Origin of the sequence: Kribbella rubisoli (assembly GCF_004217145.1) — a bacterium.
Classification (GTDB): domain Bacteria; phylum Actinomycetota; class Actinomycetes; order Propionibacteriales; family Kribbellaceae; genus Kribbella; species Kribbella rubisoli.
Genome location: NZ_SHKR01000013.1, coordinates 943,583 through 963,785, shown reverse-complemented (window position 1 = coordinate 963,785; position 20,203 = coordinate 943,583). Strand labels below are relative to the sequence as shown.

The 20,203-nt window shown below is 68.0% G+C and carries 24 protein-coding genes; 12 read left to right on the top strand and 12 right to left on the bottom strand.

Features of this window, described 5'->3' with window-relative positions:
* Positions 1 to 2: 2 nt before the first annotated feature.
* A complete protein-coding gene (locus EV645_RS24815; protein ID WP_130446331.1) occupies positions 3 to 668 on the top strand; it encodes a hypothetical protein in 666 nt (221 codons plus the stop codon).
* A 6-nt stretch (positions 669 to 674) separates the two neighbouring features.
* Here the strand turns inward: EV645_RS24815 and EV645_RS24810 are convergent, their stop codons facing one another.
* Positions 675 to 1,553 (bottom strand): LysR family transcriptional regulator, encoded by an 879-nt coding sequence (locus tag EV645_RS24810; RefSeq protein ID WP_130446330.1) that lies wholly within the window; start codon positions 1,551 to 1,553, stop codon positions 675 to 677.
* Between the two features lie 70 nt (positions 1,554 to 1,623).
* Between EV645_RS24810 and EV645_RS24805 the strand changes: the two genes are divergently transcribed.
* Positions 1,624 to 2,583, top strand: a complete 960-nt coding sequence (locus EV645_RS24805; protein WP_130446329.1) for a nitrilase family protein — start codon at positions 1,624 to 1,626, stop codon at positions 2,581 to 2,583.
* Here the strand turns inward: EV645_RS24805 and EV645_RS24800 are convergent.
* From EV645_RS24800 to EV645_RS24790, 3 genes are read right to left on the bottom strand one after another with little or no spacing between them, the layout of a single operon-like run.
* Entirely contained in the window at positions 2,573 to 2,983 is a 411-nt protein-coding gene (locus tag EV645_RS24800) for a 2-C-methyl-D-erythritol 2,4-cyclodiphosphate synthase (RefSeq protein ID WP_242000649.1), read from the bottom strand. The two genes, EV645_RS24805 and EV645_RS24800, sit on opposite strands and share 11 nt — an antisense overlap.
* Positions 2,984 to 3,039: 56 nt before the next feature.
* Entirely contained in the window at positions 3,040 to 3,738 is a 699-nt protein-coding gene (gene ispD, locus EV645_RS24795) for a 2-C-methyl-D-erythritol 4-phosphate cytidylyltransferase (protein ID WP_130446327.1), read from the bottom strand.
* Between the two features lie 33 nt (positions 3,739 to 3,771).
* Positions 3,772 to 4,257 carry a CarD family transcriptional regulator gene (locus tag EV645_RS24790; RefSeq protein WP_130446326.1) on the bottom strand — a complete coding sequence of 162 codons (486 nt, stop codon included), beginning with the start codon at positions 4,255 to 4,257 and terminating at the stop codon, positions 3,772 to 3,774.
* Positions 4,258 to 4,532: 275 nt separating this feature from the next.
* Here EV645_RS24790 and EV645_RS24785 point away from each other — a divergent pair, with 275 nt between their 5' ends.
* The gene (locus EV645_RS24785; protein WP_130446325.1) at positions 4,533 to 5,180 is read left to right on the top strand and encodes a hypothetical protein; all 648 of its coding nucleotides are present in this window, start codon (positions 4,533 to 4,535) and stop codon (positions 5,178 to 5,180) included.
* Between the two features lie 127 nt (positions 5,181 to 5,307).
* On the opposite strand, the gene EV645_RS24780 is transcribed toward EV645_RS24785, so the two are convergent.
* From EV645_RS24780 to EV645_RS24770, 3 genes are all read right to left on the bottom strand, one after another.
* A complete protein-coding gene (locus EV645_RS24780; RefSeq protein ID WP_130446324.1) occupies positions 5,308 to 6,345 on the bottom strand; it encodes an iron-siderophore ABC transporter substrate-binding protein in 1,038 nt (345 codons plus the stop codon).
* A gap of 83 nt (positions 6,346 to 6,428) precedes the next feature.
* Positions 6,429 to 7,106 carry a response regulator transcription factor gene (locus EV645_RS24775; protein ID WP_130383318.1) on the bottom strand — a complete coding sequence of 226 codons (678 nt, stop codon included), beginning with the start codon at positions 7,104 to 7,106 and terminating at the stop codon, positions 6,429 to 6,431.
* Positions 7,103 to 8,320, bottom strand: a complete 1,218-nt coding sequence (locus EV645_RS24770) for a sensor histidine kinase (RefSeq protein WP_130446323.1) — start codon at positions 8,318 to 8,320, stop codon at positions 7,103 to 7,105. The genes EV645_RS24775 and EV645_RS24770 overlap by 4 nt, the downstream gene beginning before the upstream one ends.
* Before the next feature lie 208 nt (positions 8,321 to 8,528).
* Here EV645_RS24770 and phoU point away from each other — a divergent pair, with 208 nt between their 5' ends.
* Positions 8,529 to 9,236, top strand: coding sequence for a phosphate signaling complex protein PhoU (gene phoU, locus EV645_RS24765; protein WP_130446564.1), 708 nt, complete (start codon positions 8,529 to 8,531; stop codon positions 9,234 to 9,236).
* Positions 9,237 to 9,402: 166 nt separating this feature from the next.
* The gene (locus tag EV645_RS24760) at positions 9,403 to 10,347 is read left to right on the top strand and encodes a hypothetical protein (protein WP_130446322.1); all 945 of its coding nucleotides are present in this window, start codon (positions 9,403 to 9,405) and stop codon (positions 10,345 to 10,347) included.
* Positions 10,348 to 10,589: 242 nt separating this feature from the next.
* On the opposite strand, the gene EV645_RS24755 is transcribed toward EV645_RS24760, so the two are convergent.
* Positions 10,590 to 11,438, bottom strand: a complete 849-nt coding sequence (locus EV645_RS24755; RefSeq protein ID WP_130446321.1) for a hypothetical protein — start codon at positions 11,436 to 11,438, stop codon at positions 10,590 to 10,592.
* A gap of 439 nt (positions 11,439 to 11,877) precedes the next feature.
* Between EV645_RS24755 and EV645_RS24750 the strand changes: the two genes are divergently transcribed.
* Positions 11,878 to 12,093 carry a hypothetical protein gene (locus tag EV645_RS24750; RefSeq protein WP_130446320.1) on the top strand — a complete coding sequence of 72 codons (216 nt, stop codon included), beginning with the start codon at positions 11,878 to 11,880 and terminating at the stop codon, positions 12,091 to 12,093.
* Between the two features lie 243 nt (positions 12,094 to 12,336).
* On the opposite strand, the gene EV645_RS24745 is transcribed toward EV645_RS24750, so the two are convergent.
* The 4 genes from EV645_RS24745 to EV645_RS24730 are packed head-to-tail and all read right to left on the bottom strand — an operon-like array spanning position 12,337 to position 15,736.
* Complete coding sequence (locus EV645_RS24745) at positions 12,337 to 13,083, bottom strand: phosphoglyceromutase (protein WP_130446319.1); 747 nt, start codon at positions 13,081 to 13,083, stop codon at positions 12,337 to 12,339.
* A 10-nt stretch (positions 13,084 to 13,093) separates the two neighbouring features.
* Positions 13,094 to 13,579: a type III secretion system chaperone family protein gene (locus tag EV645_RS24740; RefSeq protein WP_130446318.1), complete on the bottom strand. Its 486-nt coding sequence runs from the start codon at positions 13,577 to 13,579 to the stop codon at positions 13,094 to 13,096.
* Positions 13,576 to 14,826, bottom strand: a complete 1,251-nt coding sequence (gene mshA, locus EV645_RS24735; RefSeq protein ID WP_130446563.1) for a D-inositol-3-phosphate glycosyltransferase — start codon at positions 14,824 to 14,826, stop codon at positions 13,576 to 13,578. Before mshA ends, EV645_RS24740 begins: the two co-directional genes overlap by 4 nt.
* A 31-nt stretch (positions 14,827 to 14,857) precedes the next feature.
* A complete protein-coding gene (locus EV645_RS24730; protein ID WP_130446317.1) occupies positions 14,858 to 15,736 on the bottom strand; it encodes a helix-turn-helix transcriptional regulator in 879 nt (292 codons plus the stop codon).
* A 127-nt stretch (positions 15,737 to 15,863) separates the two neighbouring features.
* Here EV645_RS24730 and EV645_RS24725 point away from each other — a divergent pair, with 127 nt between their 5' ends.
* The 6 genes from EV645_RS24725 (at position 15,864) to EV645_RS24700 (ending at position 20,195) form a co-directional block, all read left to right on the top strand.
* Positions 15,864 to 16,607, top strand: a complete 744-nt coding sequence (locus tag EV645_RS24725; protein WP_130446316.1) for an SDR family oxidoreductase — start codon at positions 15,864 to 15,866, stop codon at positions 16,605 to 16,607.
* 117 nt (positions 16,608 to 16,724) lie between these two features.
* Positions 16,725 to 17,723, top strand: a complete 999-nt coding sequence (locus EV645_RS24720; RefSeq protein ID WP_198681822.1) for a hypothetical protein — start codon at positions 16,725 to 16,727, stop codon at positions 17,721 to 17,723.
* A gap of 43 nt (positions 17,724 to 17,766) precedes the next feature.
* Entirely contained in the window at positions 17,767 to 18,513 is a 747-nt protein-coding gene (locus EV645_RS24715) for an SDR family oxidoreductase (protein ID WP_130446314.1), read from the top strand.
* Positions 18,514 to 18,745: 232 nt separating this feature from the next.
* A complete protein-coding gene (locus EV645_RS24710) occupies positions 18,746 to 19,186 on the top strand; it encodes a helix-turn-helix domain-containing protein (protein WP_130446313.1) in 441 nt (146 codons plus the stop codon).
* 32 nt (positions 19,187 to 19,218) lie between these two features.
* On the top strand, positions 19,219 to 19,740 hold the full coding sequence (locus EV645_RS24705; protein WP_130446312.1) for a hypothetical protein: 522 nt from the start codon (positions 19,219 to 19,221) through the stop codon (positions 19,738 to 19,740).
* A 113-nt stretch (positions 19,741 to 19,853) separates the two neighbouring features.
* Positions 19,854 to 20,195 carry a DUF2516 family protein gene (locus EV645_RS24700; protein WP_130446311.1) on the top strand — a complete coding sequence of 114 codons (342 nt, stop codon included), beginning with the start codon at positions 19,854 to 19,856 and terminating at the stop codon, positions 20,193 to 20,195.
* The last annotated feature ends 8 nt before the right edge of the window (positions 20,196 to 20,203 follow it).

Sequence of the window (20,203 nt, the reverse complement as noted above, 5' to 3'; positions counted from 1 at the left end):
CGATGCGGATCGGGATCGAGTTCTTCGGCGGGATGGCGGCGATCATCGTGATCGTGATCGTCGCCGGGCGTCACCTCCGGCGGCCGGGCGCGCCGAAGGGGCCTACCTGGCATCACATCGCACTGGGCTGGGTGTTGCTGGTCGCGGCCGGCGGGCTGTACACGTTCCCGCCGCACGACATCGTGCTGTCGGTGCTCGTACTTGTTCTGGGCGTCGGCTTCATGGTGATGGGCATCGCGACGCTGGGCGGCGGCAACTTCGGGTACTTCGGTGCGCTGGCCGGCGGGCTCGCGGCGGTGCCGTTCGTGATGACGCCGACGCCGGTCGCCCTCTCCCAGGTCGGTACGACGATCACCTGCCACGTCCGCGGGTACGACGGCGACCCGGTGTACGAATTCACCGCCGACTGTCCGAACGGCCACAGCTACGACTTCACCAAACACGGCTCGCACGACTTTCCCGGCGGCAACGTGCCGGTGATCCTCGACAAGCACGGAGTACTCCAGCCCGAGTTCGTCGGCGAGGAGAACGTGACCGCCGACCTCGTTGGCGGGATCCTCTGCCTGCTGGTTGCCGCTGGCATCATCGCGGCTGCGGCCGTCCACAGCCGCCGGCTGCACGGCAATGTCCGGCACGTCGTGAACCCTGGCTTCAGCTCCGGTCCGTAGGCAGCGTCAACCGGAACGCACCTCCCCCCGCGCCACCTCGGCGGCCACCTTCACGAAGCGTTCGGTGAGTGGGGTCCTCGTTGCCCAGGCCGTGCCGATCCACCAGGTAGCAGCACGTCCCGGCAGCGGCACCAGCCGGACCTCCGGCGGTGCGATCCGCTCAGCAGACTGAGGTACGACGGCAGGCCCCGCGCCGGCCGCGGTCAGAGCGAGCACTGTCTGTAGATCACCGGCTTCCTGAAGTACTTGCGGATGGCAACCAAGCTCGGCGTACAGACTGTTGATCTGAGCTGTCAGCCCCGGCCCCCGCGAGGGTGTCAGCCGGATCAGCGGGCGGGAGTCGATCCAGTGGACCAGGTCGCGAGGCAGGTTCTGCCCCGCCGGGACCGCGAGCGTGAGCCGATCCCGTCGTAACCGAAGGTGTTCGAGACCGGCCGGCACCGGCAACCGGACGAACCCGATCTGCAGACTCCCGGCCAGCAACCGCTCACACTGCATCGCCGACGACATGTCTTCCAGCGAGATCGTCACTCCCGGCCACCGGCTCCGGAACAGCGCAACGGCCTTCGGAGCCAACTCGATGCCGGACAATCCGAACCCGATCGCCAGCGATCCCTCAGTCCCGGACGCGACCTGCACAGCCCGTCGTTCGAAGGCCTCGGACCGGTCGAGCAACTCCAGAGCGTCAGGAAGCAGCAGCTCCCCGGCCGGGGTCAGCCGGGCACCATGCCGCCCCCGGCTGAACAGCACCGAACCGACCCGACGCTCCAGCACCTGGATCTGCTTGGTCAGCGCCGGCTGACTGGTCGACAGTTCTTCGGCCGCGGCGCCGAAGTTCCGCAGCCTGGCCACCGTGACGAACGCCCGGAGCAGACGGAGATCCATAACCCCAGGATATGGAATCCTCCCGAACGGCTATTGGACGTCATGGACCGATCGGCGTTTCGATGGTCGTATGACGTCCTTCCGCGCCGCCGTCGTCCAGTTCGAGCCGACCCCCGATCAGCCCTCGACCAACCTCGCCACCGTCGAGCGACTCGCCCGTGCGGCGGTCGACGACGGCGCCCGGCTCGTCGTACTTCCCGAGATGTGTCTGCTCGGCTACTGGCATCTGCGCCGTCACACCTCCGAGCGGCTCCACGAGCTGGCCGAGCCGGCCGACGGGCCGTTGATCAGCCGGGTCGTTGCCCTGGCCAAGGAGCTGGACGCCGGTATCGGGGTCGGGTTCTTGGAGGATGCCGACGGCACGCTGTTCAACGCGTACGCCGTGTGCCTGCCGGACGGGACCGTCCACGTGCATCGGAAGCTGCACGCGTTCGAGCACGAGCAGATCGCGAGCGGATCGTCGTACACGGTGTTCGACACGCCCTGGGGATTCCGGGCCGGCGTCCTGATCTGCTGGGACAACAACCTGGTCGAGAACGTCCGGATCACTGCGTTGCTCGGTGCAACTGTCCTGATCGCGCCGCACCAGACCGGCGGGACGAACTCGCGTAGCCCGCACGGGATGAAGCCGATCCCGCTCGAGGTCTGGGAGAGCGGGGATCGCGCGCGGATCGAGGAGGCGTTCAACGGACCGAGCGGTCGCGGCTGGCTGATGCGGTGGCTGCCAGCGCGGGCGCACGACAACGGGATGTTCCTCCTGTTCAGCAACGGCGTCGGACGGGACGACGACGAGCTCCGCACCGGCAACGCGATGATCCTCGACCCGTACGGCCGCATCGTCGCCGAGACGCCCGTACCCGCCGAGGCCGTGGTGGTCGCCGACCTCGACCTGGATCTGGTGCCCTTGGCAACCGGCCGCCGCTGGCTGCGCGGACGACGGCCGGAACTGTACGGCTTGCTGACCGAACGCCAGGGCGACGAACTCGACCCTCGCGCAACGAGGTTCTCGACTGATCCTGTCAGTAGATGAGAGCGGTGGCGATGGCCACGATGCCTTCGGCTCGGCCTGGGAAGCCGAGGCCGTCTGTGGTTGCCGCGCTCACCGACACCTCACCGTCGCAGGCAGCCGACAGCACCTTCTCGGCTTCCTCGCGGCGGGTGCCGATCCGGGGGCGGTTGCAGACGATCTGCACCGCGACGTTCCCGATCTCGAACCCGGCCGCCCGCACCCGGCGTGCGGCCTCCGCGACCAGCGCGACGCCGGCCGCACCGGCCCACTCGGGCTCGGCGGTGCCGAAGTTCGATCCCAGGTCGCCCAGCTTCGCTGCCGTGAGCAACGCAGTACAGATGGCATGTGCGGCTGCGTCGCCGTCCGAATGACCTGACAGCCCGGCAGGCTCGTCCGGCCAGTGCAGACCGGCCAGCCACATCGGGCGGCCGTCCTCCAACGGATGTACGTCGATACCGTTGCCGACTCGCGGGATCTTCACCTGAGCCGCCTCTCCGCCAGCAAGGCCTCGGCCAGCAGCAGGTCCTGCGGGCGGGTCACCTTGAACGCATCCGGCGATCCTTCGACCGTCTGCACAGTCACCCCGAGCCGCTCGCACATCATCGCGTCATCGGTCACGCCGGCATCAGCGCCGGCGGCGTGCGCGCGACGCAGTACCTCGGGGGCGAACCCCTGCGGGGTCTGGACGGCAACCAATGTCGACCGATCGGGCGTGTCGACGACCTCGCCGGTCGGCCCGACCCGCTTGATCGTGTCCGTCACCGGCACCACCGGTACGACGGCTTCCGCGCCGGCTCGCACCGCCGCGACCACCCGCTCGATCGCGTCGGCCGGAACGAACGCCCGCGCCGCGTCATGCACCAGGATGCAGTCGATCCCGTCGACCGGGACCACGTCCAGGGCGGCCCGGACCGAATCGGGTCGCTCCGCGCCACCGGCGACGACGATCAGCTTCGCGTCCCCGACGTACGGCTCGAGCTCCTTGGAGACACTCTCCTCGGCACCCGGCGGTACGGCGACCACGAAACAGCTGAGGTCGGCGGCGGTCGCTGCCTTCAGCCCACGCACCGCGTGGACCAGCAGCGAATCGCCACCGACCTCTCGAAATGCCTTCGGTGTCTCTCCACCGAGCCGCAGCCCTAACCCGGCCGCGGGAATCACGACCGCGCTAGTCATTCAGAACTGCAGCTTCAGACTGAGTCAACAGTCTTAGGAGGCGAGGACCTCGTCGAGGATGGCCTCGGCCTTGTCCTCGTTGGTGTGCTCGGCCAGGGCCAGCTCGGAGACCAGGATCTGGCGAGCCTTCGCCAGCATCCGCTTCTCACCGGCGGACAGACCGCGGTCACGCTCACGGCGCCACAGGTCGCGGACGACCTCTGCCACCTTCAGCACGTCACCGGAGTGCAGCTTCTCCAGGTTCGCCTTGTAACGACGCGACCAGTTGGTCGGCTCCTCCGTGTGCGGTGCACGCAGCACGTCGAAGACGCGCTCCAGGCCGGCCTGATCCACGACGTCACGCACGCCGACAAGATCGAGGTTGCACGCGGGGACCCGGACGACCAGGTCGTTCTGAGCGACGATCCTCAAGACCAGATAGGTCTTGTCCTCACCTTTGATCTGACGGGTCTCGATGTCCTCGATGACGGCCGCTCCGTGATTGGGGTAAACAACCGTCTCGCCGACTGTGAAAGTCATGTGTGAAGTGCCCCTTTCCAAGATCTATCCTACCACGCAGCCGGTGGTCCGGTTCTGGCGTTTGCGCTGGTCAGGGGCCACTTCTCGCCTTGACAAACGCTCGAGTGCGTGCCTCGTACGCGCGCGACCTGTTGCCTACCGCCCCCTCCGGGGGCATCCCGCCGTCAGGCCCGGGGAGCCCGAGGGCTACGCTTTGGGGCGCCGGAGGCGGCCGCCTGACGGCAACACGAACTGTCCTAGACAGTGTCGAATTAGCTTGCACGAGAGGGATTCCAGTGCCGATCACGTTGTCCTCGCGGTTCGCCCGGCGTACTGCGCTGGCGAGTGCCGCCGCCACTCTCAGTATCGCGCTGGCGGCGTGCAGCGCGAGCTTCGATGCGCCGACCCTGCAGCCGTACCAGGCCGCCGAGGGCACGAACTTCGACTCCGGCCAGCTCAAGGTGCGCAACATGCTGGTGCTGGCCGATGCCGACGGCAGGGGCGAACTGCACAGCGTGATCGTCAACGACGGTGACGAGGCGGACACACTGGTCAGTATCGCGCAGGCGCCGGCCGGGACGCAGGACGGCCAGGCGGGCGCCGACCAGCCGACCGACGTCAAGTTCGAGGGCCTGACCCAGCCGATCGACCTGGCGCCGCACACCGCGCTCCGCCTGCCGGGCGCCGACACCCCGCCGATCGCCGAAGCCGGGGCCACGCCGAGCGCGACCCCGTCCGAGACCCCGTCCGCGGCGCCGACCGACACCCCGTCGGCCCCGACCCCGGGCGCGGAGGACGCCGGTCCGGCGATCATCGTCACCGGCGCGAAGCCGGGCCAGATGGTCAACGTGACGATCACGTTCGGCAACGCGGCGCCGGTCTCGTCATACATCCCGGTCCTCACCGACGACCACTACTCCCCGTCCCCGAACTCGGACCAGTAGCCGCCTGGAACGTCTGAGGGGTCAACCCCTCGAACGGACGGTTGCCCCCCGAGATTCTCGGGGGGCAACCGTCTATCTGAGGGGTCAACCCCTCAGCTGGACGTGCTCGGTCGGCGGCGTACGGCGGTCAGTTCTTGCTGGCTGAGGCTGCCTTCGAGAGGCCCGGCAGCATCTTGTCCAGCACCCACGGGACGCTCAGGACGCTGACCGCGCTCATCCCGGAGATCACCTGCTGGTCCTGCAGCGCGTACGCCCCGCCGCTCTTGACCGCCTGCAGCGACGAGTAGACCGGGTCGGACAGGAACTTCTGCGTCCCGATCCCGTCGACATACGCGATCAGCACGTCGGAGTCGACATCCGCGACCTTCTCCTTGCTGATCGTGAGCGAGAACTCCTTCTTGGTGTTGGTCTTCTCCAGCGCCTCGACACCCGGCGCGTTCTTGAAGCCCATCTCGTTCAGGATCTGCACCCGCGGGTCGCCCGGCATGTAGATGTAGTTCTCCGGGCCGAACGAGCCGACCGTGATCGTCTTGTCCTTGAACTCCGGGTGCTCGGCGGCGACCTGCTTGATCTTGTCCTCGATGCCGGTGATCAGCTTCTCCGCGTCGGCCTTCTTGCCGAGCGCCTCACCGACCAGCAGCGTCTGGTCCTGCCAGGTGGTCTGCCACGGCGCCCCCGGGTACGCGACGGTCGGCGCGATCCCGCTCAGCGTCTTGTACGTCGCCGCGTCGAACCCCTCGTACGGCGCCAGGATGACGTCGGGCTTGAGCGCCGCGATCTTCTCGAACGGGTACTTGTCCCCGGTGTCGAGCAGCGTCGTCTTGGACTTGTCGAACTTGTCCGCGTCCCACGCGGTGACGCCCTCAGGGGTCGGCCCGTAAGTGACCTTCGGCATCCCGACCGGGGTCTCGCCCAGCGCGTAGACGACGTCCTGCGCGTTCCAGCCGAGCGTGACGATCCGCTCCGGCTTCTTGGTGATAATGGTATCGCCGAACGTGTTCTTCAGCGTGACCGGGAACCCGGACTGTGCCGAATCAGCCGTACCGGCCGATGTGCCGGCCTGCTTGTCGCCGTCGCTGCCGCAAGCGGCCAGCGTGGTCGTGGCGAGCAGCACGGTGGTGACCGCACTGACGACTCGGCCGACCTTGGTACGGGACCAGGACATGGTGACTCTCCTTAGACCAATTGCCTCAACTAAGGAGAGCCTAAGCTAACCCCCTGGGCCGTTGCGACCCGCGGGGGTGTGACTCAGGACTCGAACTTGTAGCCGAGCCCGCGCACCGTGACCAGATGGGCCGGGTTCGACGGGTCCTTCTCGAGCTTGGAGCGCAGCCGCTTCACGTGCACGTCCAGGGTCTTGGTGTCGCCCACGTAGTCGGCGCCCCAGATCCGGTCGATCAGCTGACCGCGGGTGAGCACCCGGCCGGTGTTCCGCAGCAGCATCTCGAGCAGCTCGAACTCCTTCAGCGGCAGCCGGATCTCGGTCCCGGACACCGTCACCACGTGCCGTTCGACGTCCATCCGGACCGGACCCGCCTCGAGCGTGTCCGGCAGCAGCTCGACGTCCTGCCCGCGACGCAGTACGGCGCGCACCCGGGCGAGCAGCTCGCGCGGGCTGTAGGGCTTGGTCACGTAGTCGTCCGCGCCCAGCTCGAGCCCGACGACCTTGTCGACCTCGGTGTCCTTGGCGCTCACGATGATCACCGGGACGTTGCCCCGGCTGCGCAGCGCCCGGCAGACCTCCGTGCCGGACAGACCCGGCAGCATCAGGTCGAGCAGGACGATGTCCGCACCGGCGCGGTCGTACTCGTCCAGCGCATCGGGTCCGGTCTCCGCGACGGCGACCTCGAACCCTTCCTTGCGCAGCACGTACGACAGCGCGTCGCTGTAGCTCTCTTCGTCTTCGACGACCAGCACTCGGGTCACGAAGCTGTCTCCTTTGCGATCTGACCTGACGGGGTAGGCGTCAGGGGAACGGCCGGCTCTTCCTGGCTGGAGGAGTCGGTCTGGCCCGGCGCGGGTTCGAGCCGCAGCGGGAGTCTCACGGTGAAGGTGGAGCCCTGGCCTTCGACGCTCCACACCCGGACGTCGCCACCATGGATGGAAGCGATGTGCTTGACGATCGACAGGCCGAGCCCGGTGCCGCCGGTCTCGCGGCTGCGGGCCCGGTCGACCCGGTAGAACCGCTCGAAGACCCGCTCCAGGTCACTGCTCGGGATGCCGACGCCCTGGTCGGACACGGTCAGCTCGACGAGGTCGCCGATCGGGTGCGCGGCGACCGCGACCCGGGTGCCGTCCGGGCTGTAGTTGATGGCGTTCTCGACCAGGTTGCCGATCGCCATCGCGAGCTGGTCCTCGCTGCCCATCACCTCGAGGTGGGGCTCGGTCTTCACCACGATCTTGATGTCGCGGTCGTCGGCGTCGATCCGGCACCGGTCCACCGCGGTCTCGATGATCGAGTTGACGTCGACCGGGCCGGGGTTCTCCAGCGGGTCGTCCCCCTGCAACCGGGACAGCTCGATGATCTCCTTGACCAGGCGGCTCAGCCGGGAGGCCTCGATCCGCATCCGGTCCGAGAACCGCTGCACCGCCTCCGGGTCGTCGGAGGCCTCCGAGACCGCGTCGGCGAGCAGGATCAGCGCGCCGACGGGGGTCTTGAGCTCGTGGCTGACGTTGACGGTGAAGTCCCGCCGGATCGCATCCAGCCGGCGCTCCCGGGTCCGGTCCTCGACCAGCACCAGCACCAGTTGGCTGCCCAACGGCGCCACCCGGGCGCTGACGTACTGCGTGGCGCCGAGCCGGCCGCGGACGATCTCCAGGTCCTGCTGGCGGATCTCGCCGTCGCGCCGGACCTGGCGGACCATGGTCAGGATGTCGTCGACCACCAGCCGCTCACCGCGGACGATGCCGAGCACGTGCGCCGGGGCACTGGCCTGCAGCACCTGATCCTCGGGGCCCATCACGACCGCGGAGGACCGCAGTACCGAGAGAACCGTGGCGACTCCGGCCGGGACGATCGGGTCCGAGGTCTCCGGGATCTTGCGCTGGGCCCGCTCGGAAAGCATCATCGCACCGAGCGAAAGCAGGGCCAGGGCCGCGCCGATGACGCCGCCCAGCACCGCAGCCAGCGTGGGGTCCACGGCAACGATGCTACGCGGGCAACCAGCAGGGAAAGACCGAATGAGCACCGGATGACCGGGACACGACCTAACTGTTCATCGGTCGTTCACCACTCGTCGCCGTCCGGCAACCTCGACGGCATACGGTCACCTGGTGGGCGGGTACCCGGCGTGTGCCGCCGGCCTCGCCCACGGCGGTATCGGACACCACAGATCGGATTCGAACACAATGCGCGACACCTACCACGAACAGCTCGACGACATCCTCGCCGAACTGGAACGGATGACGCGGACGGTGTCCACCGCCGTACGCCGGTCGACCTCAGCGCTGCTGGAGGCCGACATCCGCCGGGCGGAAGAGGTCATCGCGGCCGACATCCAGCTCGACGCCGCCGGTGAAGGCGTGGAGGAGAAGGTCTTCGAGCTGATGGCCCGGCAGTCGCCGGTCGCCAACGAGCTGCGGATGCTCGTCGCCGCGCTGCGCATGGTCGCCGACCTGGAGCGGATGGGCGACCTGGCCGCACATGTCTCGAAGATCGCCCGGATGCGCTACCCGGCTCCCGCGATCCCCACCGAGCTGCACGACGTGATCGAGTCGATGGGCTCGGTCGCCGGCAAGATGGTCGACGCGGCCGGTGACGTGATCGCGTCCCGCGACGTCGAGGCCGCCGGCAAGCTCGAGGCCAGCGACGACGAGATGGACAAGCTCCGCTCCAACCAGTTCCGCCTGATGATGGACAACGCCTGGCCGCACGGCGTCGAGGTGGCCGTCGACATGGCTCTCCTCAGCCGCTACTACGAGCGCATCTCGGACCACGCGGTAGCCATGGCCCGCCGCGTCGTCTACCTGGTCACCGGCGAACTCCCGGTAGCCATCGGCGGCACCGCAGCCGGCTCCGGCGCCGGAGCCTCCACTCCGAACCCGAACGGCAACTGACCCTCCGACTTTCCGTAGCCCTCGGCAACCATCGGTTGCCGAGGGCTGTTTATTTCCAGGGATGTCTCGATCTGGTTACGCCCAGTTGTCGATGTAACGCCGGGTGCTGGCCGCGCGATTGGACGAGGAGTGACCTGAAAGACTTCTCCTGAAAGAGGAACCGCCCATGAGACTGCAACGACTCGCCCTCGCGATGGCAGGGATGGGCCTGCTCGCTGCGTCCGTCGTGTCCGCGCCGGCCACCGCCGGCACGACCGGCTCGAAGCCGTGGTCCGACCGGACCAAGCAGACGAACACCACCAAAGCCGGCACGGCCTGCTTGGTCTCGACCGCCTTCCCGGGCGCGGCAGGCACCGTGTCGGAGGCCGACGTGATCGCCGGACGGCCGGCGGAGGGGTTGCAGTACGACGCGTTCAAGTTCGTCGGAACCCGCGCCAACGCATCGTGGTACCTGGCGTCGAACGCCGCGCTCACCCAGTTCTACTACTACGGCCTGCTGCTCCAGGGCGGGAACCTCTACCGGCACACGACGTATATCTACGAGGACGGCCGCGCCCCGCTTGCGACCTTCAAGAAGGTCGGCAGCGGCTGGACGAGCTTCAAGACGATCGCCACGTCGAACCTCAACACCTACAACGCGCGGCACTCGTTCCTGTACGGCCTGAACAGCAACGGCAGCCTGTACCGGTACTCGATCGTCGGCGCCGGCATCAAGTCGTACGGCTCGTTCCCGGGCTTCAAGGGCTTCAAGGCGATGACCGTTATCAGCGAGAACGCGGCGTACGACACCCTGCTGATGACGACCACGGCCGGCGCGCTGTGGACCGTGCGGATCCCGACCGCCGCCTCCACCAAGCCGATCCTCAAGCGGATCCGCACCGGCGGCTGGCAGAACTTCGAGTCGCTGGTCGTCGAGAACTGCGGCAACCGCGGCGGTCTGCTGATCGTCGGCGTCGACAACAACACCCAGACCGGCACCCTCTACGCCATGAGCAAGGCCAACGGCGCAGCCACCGCCCTGACCGGCTACGGCCCGATCCACGACGTCGTCTTCAACGGCGTCGACACCGTCCGCGAGGCCTCGTACTACGACCAACTCGTCGGCGAGTAGCCACCAACTGAAGGCGCCCTCAGCAAACAGTGGCTGGGGGCGCCTCGGTGATACAGTAAAAGTGGAAAGAAGATCGCGGTAACGGAGCATGGGGAGTCAGTCCCAGCGGTTCATCGCCGGATGCTCCGACTGAAGTGGACGATCCGGGTTCGAGTCCCGGCGCCCTCCCCGGAGGGACGTAGCTCAATTGGTAGAGCCCCACTTTTTCGTGAGGGGCGGGCTGCTCGGCAGTCCGCCCCTCGTCATGTGTTGGCCAGTACGACGCGCATCGCAGCGGTGAGTTCGTAGTCGGTCAGCTTGAGACTGGCGTAGTGGCGTCGGGCCTTTCCTGCGACTTTCCGCTCAAGCTGGTGCCGGTTCAAGTTCCCGGGTTCCTCGGCAAGGACGTCTTCGATAACGAGCCGCGCCCACAAGGTCCGGCTGAGGGAATCCCGGAGGATGACGTTCGCCTGGCGTCCGAGGGACTTGGTCACTGCCAACGTGAGGATGAGCTCGGGGTGGCCAAACTCCACCCGATCGCCAACTGCGATCGTGGCGAGGGACTTCTTCGCAATCCTCACCCAGCCGGCCTCCGCGGTCGGTGTCCACCGCGCAACCTTGTCGACCAGAGCCTGGTGTGCCCGGCCACCACTGTGGATGGTCGCATTGCGCATCAGCCGAATCGTGTCGATCTGGATGATGCTGTCCGCGTCGAATGTCTGACCGGTGGCCGTCTCGATCCCATCGTGCAATTGAGCGAGCACAGCGCTGCCCGCACTCGAGGGCGCTCTCCCGTCTCGAATCAGCAGCCCGACGCAGGTCTTGAGGAAATCCTCATGCAGGGCGAGGGCGTACGGAACGCTCATCGCACCGAGATGCGTGTCGGCAGACTGCAGGATGGACCGTGCAGCCTCGGTTCGGAGGTTGAAGCGGCGGATGTGCGGGACCCGCGGGAACACCTCGGGGAGCAGAGTGTCCGAGCCCTCGGTCAGCTGCAGCAGATGCGAGGCCAGTTGGGCACCGGCCAGGAGCCCCATCATCGCGTTGCTGGCTTCCTGCCGCTGCACCTCGAACGCGCGGTACGCAGCGAGCTGCACGATCCCGCTTCCCACGTATTTCTTCCCTCACGTCTTCTGACCCTCACCGGCGATCGTCCGGGCTCCCGGGCCCAGAAGAGGGAAACAATTTGTAGCAGGGTCCGCCTACATTCCGTAATCGTGGCTGTCTGCGAAGCGAAGAGGCTCCATCGGCGGCCTTCACGCGCCGGCTGTCCGCACTAAAGTGCGGATATCCCGACTATTGTGCGACGACGCCTGCCGTGACAGGGATCGCGAGCGGCGATGCTCCGGGTGACATGGATACCTCGCTGGAAGCAGATCGGGCGGATTCAGCTCCCGCCCGGCAAAGCCGGCAACGGCGTCAACTCCTCCCGCGAGGCGTTGTACTACGACCAGCTCGTCGGCGAGTAACTCCAACTAAGCGGCCCTCGGCAACCAACTGGTTGCCGAGGGCTTTTGCTTTCCCAGGTGCGATCACCGATATCTTCACCGCATGACAGACGCCTCCGAGACCGACCGCCTGGTCAACACCGACGTCTCCAAGCTGACCCCCACGGAGCTGAAAGCCCACCTGGAGGAGGTCGAACGCCGGATGAAGGACCTCCTACGCACCGAACGCGACCTTCTGGAGGCCAGCTCGGAAGTCTTGTCCGACCACCCCGCCCTCCAAGCCCGACTGACCGAGCTCCGCACCACCCCTCTGGACTGACGGCACCCCGAGGCGCGAATGGCGCGACCTAACGCTGGCGCCGGCAATCGCCATAGCCTCTCCCCGGCCTACGACGAAGCAGGCAAGACGCAACTGCGCCGTAGCCGTATCCGTTCGCCCCGCGAACTCCAGTTGACCGCGCGCGGGCAACCCGCTGGCGATGCGATCCCGCACCCCGGCGAAGCCGGCAATAGAACAGCCGCGCCGGGGGCGTGTCCTTTGGCCGGCGCGGCTGGAGGGCTGTTAGCGGCCCTGGTTCTTGACGGCTTCGATGGAGGCTTTGGCGGCTTCGGGGTCCAGGTATTCGCCGCCGGGAGTCAGCGGGTTGAAGTCGTCGTCGAGTTCGTAGTACAGGGGGATGCCGGTGGGGATGTTGAGGCCGACGACGGTCTGCTCGTCGAGGTTGTCGAGGTGTTTGACCAGGGCGCGGAGGCTGTTGCCGTGGGCGGCGACCAGGACGGTCTTGCCGACGCGGAGGTCGGGGACGATGGCGTCGTACCAGTAGGGCAGCATCCGCTCGACGACGTCCTTCAGGCACTCGGTCGCGGGCAGCAGCTCGGACGGGAGTCCGGCGTACCGCGCGTCGCCGGCCTGGTCGTACTCCGAGCCGCGCTCGATCGCCGGCGGCGGGGTGTCGTACGAACGGCGGAACAGCATGAACTGCTCCTCGCCGAGCTCCTCGAGGGTCTGCTTCTTGTCCTTGCCCTGCAGGCCGCCGTAGTGCCGCTCGTTCAGCCGCCAGGAGCGCCGTACGTCGATCCACTGGCGATCGGCGACCTCGAGCGCGATGTTCGCGGTGCGGATCGCCCGGGTCAGCACCGAGGTGTGCAGTACGTCGGGGAGCAGATCGCGGTCGCGGAGCAGCTCGCCACCGCGCTGGGCCTCCTCGACACCCTGCGCGTTCAGGTCGACATCGACCCAGCCGGTGAAGAGGTTCTTGGCGTTCCAGTCGCTGTGGCCGTGGCGGAGCAGGATCAGGCGATAGGTCATGGTCGTGAGTCTATCGAGGCTCCAACCAGCCCTTGAAAGCGTCCAGGTTTCGAGTCGATTCACCGCGCGCGATCCGCCAGTCGTACTCGCGCCGGATCGACGACGCGAAGCCGAGTTCGAGGATCGTGTTGAACGACGTATCGGCATATTCCAGTACGGCGCCGAGCAGCCGATCGACCTCGGTCGGCGTGATCGCGTGCAGCGGGACGCGCCCGTCCAGGTGGATGTCGCCGACATGATCGACCGCGAACGCGACGCCGTACATCTTCAGGTTCCGCTCGAGCAGCCAGCGGTACACGGCCTCGTGGTTCTCGTCCGGGTGCCGGGCCACGAAAGCATGCACCTGGACCGCCTGCGCCCCGACCGTCAGGGTCACGGTCGTCTTCAGCTTCCGCTCCCCCGGCAGATCGGCGGTGAACGCGCCGTCCTGCTCGGTGAACTCGATCTCGTTCTCGGTCAGCACCTGGCGGATCACGTCCGCCGCTGCAACTCTCACCCGGCCACCTCCGCGGCGATTTCGGCCGCCATCGTGTCCGCTGCGGTTCCGTACGCCGCCAGCGTCTTGCGGGCGGTCACCTCCCAGCCGAAACCCTGCGCGTGCTTGACCGCCGCGGTGCTCATGCTCTCGCGAGTGGCCGGATCCGTCGCGATCCGGGCCAGCGCGTCGGCGAAGTCGTCGACCCGGTGCCCGCGCACGAGGTACCCGGTCCGCCCGTCCACCACCGCAGTACTCAGACCGCCCACAGCCGCCGCGACAACCGGCGTACCGCACGCCTGCGCCTCCAGCGCGACCAGCCCGAAGGACTCCGAGTACGACGGAACGCAGACGACCGAGGCCGCGCGGTACCACGAAGCCAACCGAGGGCGCTCCATCGGCTTCACGAACCGCACCACGTCGTCGATGCCAAGCGCACGCGCCAACTCGGCGTGCGACTCCGGATGCTCCATCCCGTTCCCCGACGGCCCGCCGATGATCGCGACCACCAGCCTCGAGCGCAGCGAAGGATCCCGCTCCAGCATCCGCGCAGCCGCCCGGATCAGCAGGTCGGGCGCCTTCAACGGCTGGATCCGACCGACGAACGCCAGTACGACGGCATCCGCCGGCAAGCCAACCTCGCTGCGGGCGGCCGCCTGCGAACCCGGGCTGAACAGCTCGAGATCGACGCCAGGGTTGACGACGCCGACCTTCGCGGGCGAAGCGCCGTACAGCTCGATCAGCTCCCGCGCCTCGTCGGCGGTGTTGGCCAGCAACCGATCCGCGGACTCGACGACCTGCTCCTCGCCCAGCAGCCGGGCTGGCGGCTCCGGTACGTCGTCCTCCGCCAGGCTGGCGTTCTTGACCTTGGCCATCGTGTGCATCGTGTGCACCAGCGGGACCGCCCACCGGTCGCGGGCGAGCAGGCCGACCTGGCCGGAGAGCCAGTAGTGCGAGTGGATCACGTCGTACCAGCCGGGCTCGTGGATCGCCTCGGCCCGCAGTACCGCTCGGGCGAACGTGCACAGCTGGGACGGGAGCTCGTTCTTCGTGAGGCCTTCGTACGGTCCGGCGGCGACGTTGCGGACCACCACGCCGGGCAGCAGCTCGACCCGGGCCGGGAGCACAGACGCGGTCGCGCGGGTGAACACGTCGACCTCGATCCCGAGGCCGGCCAGCTGCTTGGACAGCTCGACGACGTAGACGTTCATCCCGCCGGCGTCCCCGGTCCCCGGCTGGTCGAGCGGCGACGTGTGCAGGCTGATCATCGCGACCCGCCGGAGGGGTTTATTCACGGAGTCAGGGTAACTCCGGGCTTTGGGCCGGGAATCGGGAATCCTCCCTATCCGCGGCTGTCCAGCTGGCGAGCAGACGGAGATTCTGCTCGGACGTCGATCCGGGCTCGACCGTGTAGGTGACGAGCAGTTGGTCCGGTTCGCCCGGCGGCTGCAGCGTCTCGTACTGCACAGTGATGTCGCCCACGATCGGGTGGTGCTGCGTCTTCGTGCCGAACGTCTTGTCCTTGACGTCGTGCCGGGCCCAGTGCTCGCGGAACTCCGGGCTACGGATGGACAGTTCGCCGACCAGCTCGGCGAGCTCCGGGTCGTCCGGGTAGCGGCCGGCGTACATCCGCAGGTAGCCGACGGTCTCGTCCGCGACCGCCTCCCACTGCGGATAGAAGTCGCGCGTCGCCGGGTCGAGGAACACCATCCGCGGGATGTTGCGGTCCTTCAGCTCGAGGTTGTCGAAGTCGGCGATGAGGGCCGCGGCCAACCGGTTCCACCCGATCACGTCCATCCGGCGGCCGAGGACGAACGCCGGTACGTCGGGCATCGAGTCCAGCAGCCGTTGCAGGCCGGGGCGCATGCGTTCCGCCGTACGGCGGCGCGCCCTGCGGCGGGCCGGTTTCGCCAACAGGGCAAGGTGTTTGCGCTCGTCGTCGGTCAGACTCAGTACGTCGGCGACCGCGTCGAGGATCTCCTGCGAGACGTTCTCGGCCCGGCCCTGCTCGAAGCGGACGTAGTAGTCGGCACTCACCCCGGCGGCCTGTGCGAGCTCCTCGCGGCGCAGCCCGGGGACGCGGCGGCGGCCGTTGAACACCTTCAGCCCCAGGTCCTCGGGCTGCACCCGGGCCCTGCGTGACTTGAGGAACTCGGTCAGCTCCGCTCGACGATCCATGCCTCAAGTATCCAGGGCGGCCCGGAGCGCAACCTGGTCCTGCCAGAACCAGGCTCAACAGACACCTGGGTAAGCCTCGGCGATCGCTCCAGGATCGGTGACATCAACCGAAACCTGGAGGAACACCATGACTGATCTCACCGGCCGCATTGCTGTCGTCACCGGCGCTGCCAGCGGAATCGGGGCTGCGATCGCCACCCAATTGGCCGATGCGGGCGCGTCTGTCGCACTGGTAGCGCGGCGGCAGGACCGGCTCGACGACCTGGCCGGCAAGCTCGGGCCGCGGGCGATCGGCGTCAGCCTCGACGTCACGTCGCAGGCCTCGGTCGATGCCGGCGTACAGCAGATCCACGAGCGGCTCGGACGGCCGGACCTGGTCGTCAACGCTGCCGGGGTGATGCTCGCTGCGCCGATCGCGGACGGCCGGCTCGACGACTGGACCCGGATGATCGACACCAACGTGACCGGCGTACTCCGACTGATCCAGGCCTTCACACCGGACCTGATCGCGGCTGCTGGTGCAGGGCTGACCGCCGACCTCGTCAACATCTCGTCGATCGGCGCGCACGCGATCTTCCCGGGGTACGCCGTCTACGGGGCCACGAAGGCCGCTCTCACCCAGTTGTCCGCGGCATTGCGGGCCGACCTCGCGCCGTACGACGTCCGCGTCACCAACGTCGAGCCGGGTCTCACCGACACCGAACTGGCGACGCACCTGGACAGCTCCGGTCAGGATCTGATCGCCTCGATGAACGAGCAGATCGGGCCGCTTGCCGCCGAGGACATCGCGGATGTGGTGACGTTCGCGGTGAGCCGGCGGCGTGAGGTCAACCTGCGTCAGATCATCGCGCTGCCGACCCGCCAGGCGTGACGTCGTTCCAGACCCCTGGTCGTACCCCGGAGTCTCTCTCAGGGTGGGTCTATCCCTACCTGCGTTGGCGGATTCGCCCCACTGCGCTGCGGCCTCCGCGCCGAAAGCATGGAACACATGCGTACAGTCCTCGAGCAAGCCAAGTCCTGGCACCGTCCTCTGATGCTGATGGTGCTCGCCATGACGGGTCTCGTCGTCGCGTCGGCGATCGGCCTTGCGGTCGACAACCGGGAGATCCTCAACGAGTCCGTGTGGCTCAAGCCGTTCAAGTTCGGCATCGCGTTCGTCCTGTACGGCGCAACGCTGGCCTGGCTGTTGTCGAAGCTGCGGAAGGCGAAGCGCCTCGGCTGGTGGACCGGCACGGTGTTCGCCGTCACCGGGATCGTTGACGTCGGGTTCATCGCCGTACAGGCTGCGCGGGGGACGTTCAGCCACTTCAACGACAACGCCGACACGTTCAACCAGGTCGGGCAGAAGGTCTTCATGTCGGGTGTCCTCGGCCTGTTCGGCGCCAGCCTGGTCGTCGCGATCATGCTGCTGTTCCAGCGCGTCGGCGACGCCCCGCTGAATCGGGCGATCCGCGTCGGCCTCGGGCTCGCAGTCGCCGGGATGGGCATCGCGTTCTACCTGGTCGGCGCCAACACCGACCGCCAGCAGGTCACCGACGCCTACGGCCACCCCGTCACCCTCGCCGGCAGCCACGGCATCGGCGTCGAGCCGGGCGGCCCCGGAATGCCGCTCACCCACTGGAGCACCGTCGGCGGCGACCTACGCGTCCCGCACTTCGTGGGCCTGCACGCGATCCACTTCCTACTCATCACCCTGCTGGTCCTGCACCTCCTCGCCGGTCGCATTGCCTGGCTCCGCCCGGAGCGCGTCCGCGCCCGCCTGATCGGAGTCGCAGCCTTCGCGTACGCCGGCGTAATGGCAACCGTGACGGTCCAGGCGTTCCGCGGGCAGGCACTGATCCACCCGGACGCGGAGACGCTGGGCATGCTCGGTGGCTTCCTGGCCGTCAGCGCGCTGGCGCTCGCAGCGGTGCTCACGGCCGCCCGGCGTACCGCCGTACCCGAGCAGGTAGCACCGCGGCAGCCCGTCGGAGCCGGGCGGTCCTGAGACACCTGCCTTGCTCGACGAGAGGGTTTGAGAGACTCGGGGTATGACTTCCGAGCGTCCTCTTGCCGTGGTGACCGGTGCTAGTAGTGGGATCGGAGCCGCGTCGGCGCGGTACCTCGCCCGGGCAGGGTTCGAGGTCATCTGCGCCGCGCGGCGGCTCGATCGGATCGAGGCGCTGGCCAAGGAGATCGACGGCCGCGCCGTGCAATGCGACGTCACGTCGGCCGACGACGTCGCCGCACTGACCGCAGCCGTCGGCGACCAGCTGCAGGTACTGGTGAACAACGCCGGCGGCGCGTTCGGCTTCGAGCCGATCGCCGACGCGGATCTCGACGCCTGGCGGCGGATGTACGAGGTGAACGTGATCGCCGTCGCAGCCGTCACAAAGTCGTTGCTCCCGGCCCTCATCGCGGGCCGCGGCACGATCCTCGTAATGGGTTCGACGGCCGGCCAGGTCGCATACGAAGGCGGCGGCGGGTACGTCGCCGCCAAGCACGGCGCGAAGGCCGTCGTCGACACGCTGCGCCTCGAGCTCTGGGACCAGCCGGTCCGCGTCACCGAGATCGCCCCGGGCATGGTCCAGAGCGAAGGCTTCGCCCTGACCCGCTTCGGCGGCGACCAGTCGAAGGCCGACGCCGTGTACGCCGGCGTCCGCGAGCCGCTCACCGCCGACGACATCGCCGACATCGTCACGTACGTCGCAACCCGCCCGGCCCACGTGAACCTCGACCGCATCACGGTCCGCCCCCGCGCCCAGGCCGCCCAGCACAAGGTCTTCCGCGAGCAGTAGCCACACACCGCCTCCCTCGAGCGGCGGGGGGTCGACCCGTCGCGCCCACTTTGTGCACCACATCCGCACGTCAGACGCCGCGCCGTACGGATCTGGTGCACAAAGTCGCGGGGTTCGCGGGGTGAGCGGGTTCGCGGGGTGAGCGGGTTCGCGGGGGTGAGCGGGGCGCGGGGTGAGCCGCCTCACGGCTGGGGTGCTTGCAATTGCAAGCGCCTGCTAGCACACTGGGCGTATGGCCAGGTTGAGTGATCGTGCGGCTGGGGCGGTGGGCTCCGTTGGGGAGTACCTCGCCGAGCAGCGGCGGCAAGCGCAGTTGTCGTTGCGGCAGTTGTCGGACCTGGCCGGTGTGTCGAACCCGTACTTGAGCCAGATCGAGCGCGGCCTACGCAAACCGTCGGCCGAGGTGCTGCAGCAGCTCGCGAAGGCGTTGCGGATCTCCGCGGAGACTCTGTACGTGCGGGCCGGCATCCTCGATCCGGACGACAACGAGGAGGGCCGACAGGCCTCTGGCGTGGTCGACGCCGTCCTGCTCGACCCCGCCCTGAACGAGCGGCAGAAGCGCGTCCTGCTGGACGTGTACACGTCGTTCGTCCGGGAGAACGCCGCCCCGGAAGAGGCTCCGGCGAAGAAGACCTCCGCCCGCAAGCGCAGTACCAAACCTGGTACCGACTGAAACCTGCTGAAGACATCCCGAGGAGAAGCCTGATGGCTACCCGTACGCCTGTTACCCCGTTCTACGCGATCGCCGGCGCCGGCGACCTCGCGGTCGAGAAGTTCCGCGCGATCAGCGAGGACGTCACTGCCCGGTTCGCCAAGCTGGACCAGAAGACCCTGCAGACCGAGCTCACCAAGGCCCAGACCGAGCTGAACAAGCGCTTCGAGGCGATCGTCGCCGACGCGCGGACCGCTCCGGCCAAGCTGCGCGAGCTGCCGAAGACCGCGCAGGCCGGCTTCACCACCGTCCTCGGCCAGGCCGAGGAGACCTACGAGGACCTGGCCGGCCGGGGCAAGGACCTGGTCGAGCGGATCCGCCACCAGCAGGCCACCGAGGACCTGGAGACCCAGGCCAAGTCCACGGTCAGCAAGGTCAAGGCGACCCGGACCACGGTGAAGAAGACCGCCGAGACCGCGACCCGCACCGTGAAGGCGACCGCGACCAGCGCCCGCAAGACCGCGAAGGCGGCCGGTAAGGCTGCCGGGTCCGCCGCCGACAAGATCGGCGACTGACCCGCCACTGACGGTGATCATTCACCGATTGTTTGCGTGAATCCTCGCCCGGGCGGTCCACAGCTGCGACTCAGCAGAGGTGGACCGCCCGGTCTGTCAGTTAGGCTCGTAGCATGATCACCTTCCAGAACCTGATCCCCGGGTTCGGCGATCCACTGTCGGTCATCTGGTGGGTGCTGCTTGTCCTCAAGCTGGTCGCGCTGCTCGACGCGGCGTTCCGGCCGCGGGCAGTGTTCATCGCCGCCGACAAGCTGACCAAGCCGGGCTGGGTGCTGATCCTGGTCGTGTTCACGCTGAGTCAGTTCTTCCAGGGCTGGTTGAGCTTCTTCGGCCTGATCGGCATCGTCGCGTCCGCCGTCTACCTGGTCGACGCCCGCCCAGCTCTCCGCGCCGCCACCGGTCGCGGCCGAGGCGGCTGGGGCGTACGCCGCCGCCGAGGACCCCGCCCGCTGTAAACCAACCG

Excerpts from the sequence above, each read along its gene's own strand:
- EV645_RS24715 (WP_130446314.1), top strand. The coding sequence starts at position 17,767 with ATGACTTCCGAGCGTCCTCTTGCCGTGGTGACCGGTGCTAGTAGTGGG.
- EV645_RS24815 (WP_130446331.1), top strand. The coding sequence starts at position 3 with ATGCGGATCGGGATCGAGTTCTTCGGCGGGATGGCGGCGATCATCGTG.
- EV645_RS24805 (WP_130446329.1), top strand. The coding sequence starts at position 1,624 with ATGACGTCCTTCCGCGCCGCCGTCGTCCAGTTCGAGCCGACCCCCGAT.
- EV645_RS24725 (WP_130446316.1), top strand. The coding sequence starts at position 15,864 with ATGACTGATCTCACCGGCCGCATTGCTGTCGTCACCGGCGCTGCCAGC.
- EV645_RS24705 (WP_130446312.1), top strand. The coding sequence starts at position 19,219 with ATGGCTACCCGTACGCCTGTTACCCCGTTCTACGCGATCGCCGGCGCC.
- mshA (WP_130446563.1), bottom strand. The coding sequence starts at position 14,826 with ATGATCAGCCTGCACACGTCGCCGCTCGACCAGCCGGGGACCGGGGAC.
- EV645_RS24760 (WP_130446322.1), top strand. The coding sequence starts at position 9,403 with ATGAGACTGCAACGACTCGCCCTCGCGATGGCAGGGATGGGCCTGCTC.
- EV645_RS24730 (WP_130446317.1), bottom strand. The coding sequence starts at position 15,736 with ATGGATCGTCGAGCGGAGCTGACCGAGTTCCTCAAGTCACGCAGGGCC.
- ispD (WP_130446327.1), bottom strand. The coding sequence starts at position 3,738 with ATGACTAGCGCGGTCGTGATTCCCGCGGCCGGGTTAGGGCTGCGGCTC.
- EV645_RS24750 (WP_130446320.1), top strand. The coding sequence starts at position 11,878 with ATGACAGACGCCTCCGAGACCGACCGCCTGGTCAACACCGACGTCTCC.
- EV645_RS24745 (WP_130446319.1), bottom strand. The coding sequence starts at position 13,083 with ATGACCTATCGCCTGATCCTGCTCCGCCACGGCCACAGCGACTGGAAC.
- phoU (WP_130446564.1), top strand. The coding sequence starts at position 8,529 with ATGCGCGACACCTACCACGAACAGCTCGACGACATCCTCGCCGAACTG.
- EV645_RS24720 (WP_198681822.1), top strand. The coding sequence starts at position 16,725 with ATGCGTACAGTCCTCGAGCAAGCCAAGTCCTGGCACCGTCCTCTGATG.
- EV645_RS24800 (WP_242000649.1), bottom strand. The coding sequence starts at position 2,983 with ATGTGGCTGGCCGGTCTGCACTGGCCGGACGAGCCTGCCGGGCTGTCA.
- EV645_RS24810 (WP_130446330.1), bottom strand. The coding sequence starts at position 1,553 with ATGGATCTCCGTCTGCTCCGGGCGTTCGTCACGGTGGCCAGGCTGCGG.
- EV645_RS24710 (WP_130446313.1), top strand. The coding sequence starts at position 18,746 with ATGGCCAGGTTGAGTGATCGTGCGGCTGGGGCGGTGGGCTCCGTTGGG.
- EV645_RS24700 (WP_130446311.1), top strand. The coding sequence starts at position 19,854 with ATGATCACCTTCCAGAACCTGATCCCCGGGTTCGGCGATCCACTGTCG.
- EV645_RS24780 (WP_130446324.1), bottom strand. The coding sequence starts at position 6,345 with ATGTCCTGGTCCCGTACCAAGGTCGGCCGAGTCGTCAGTGCGGTCACC.
- EV645_RS24790 (WP_130446326.1), bottom strand. The coding sequence starts at position 4,257 with ATGACTTTCACAGTCGGCGAGACGGTTGTTTACCCCAATCACGGAGCG.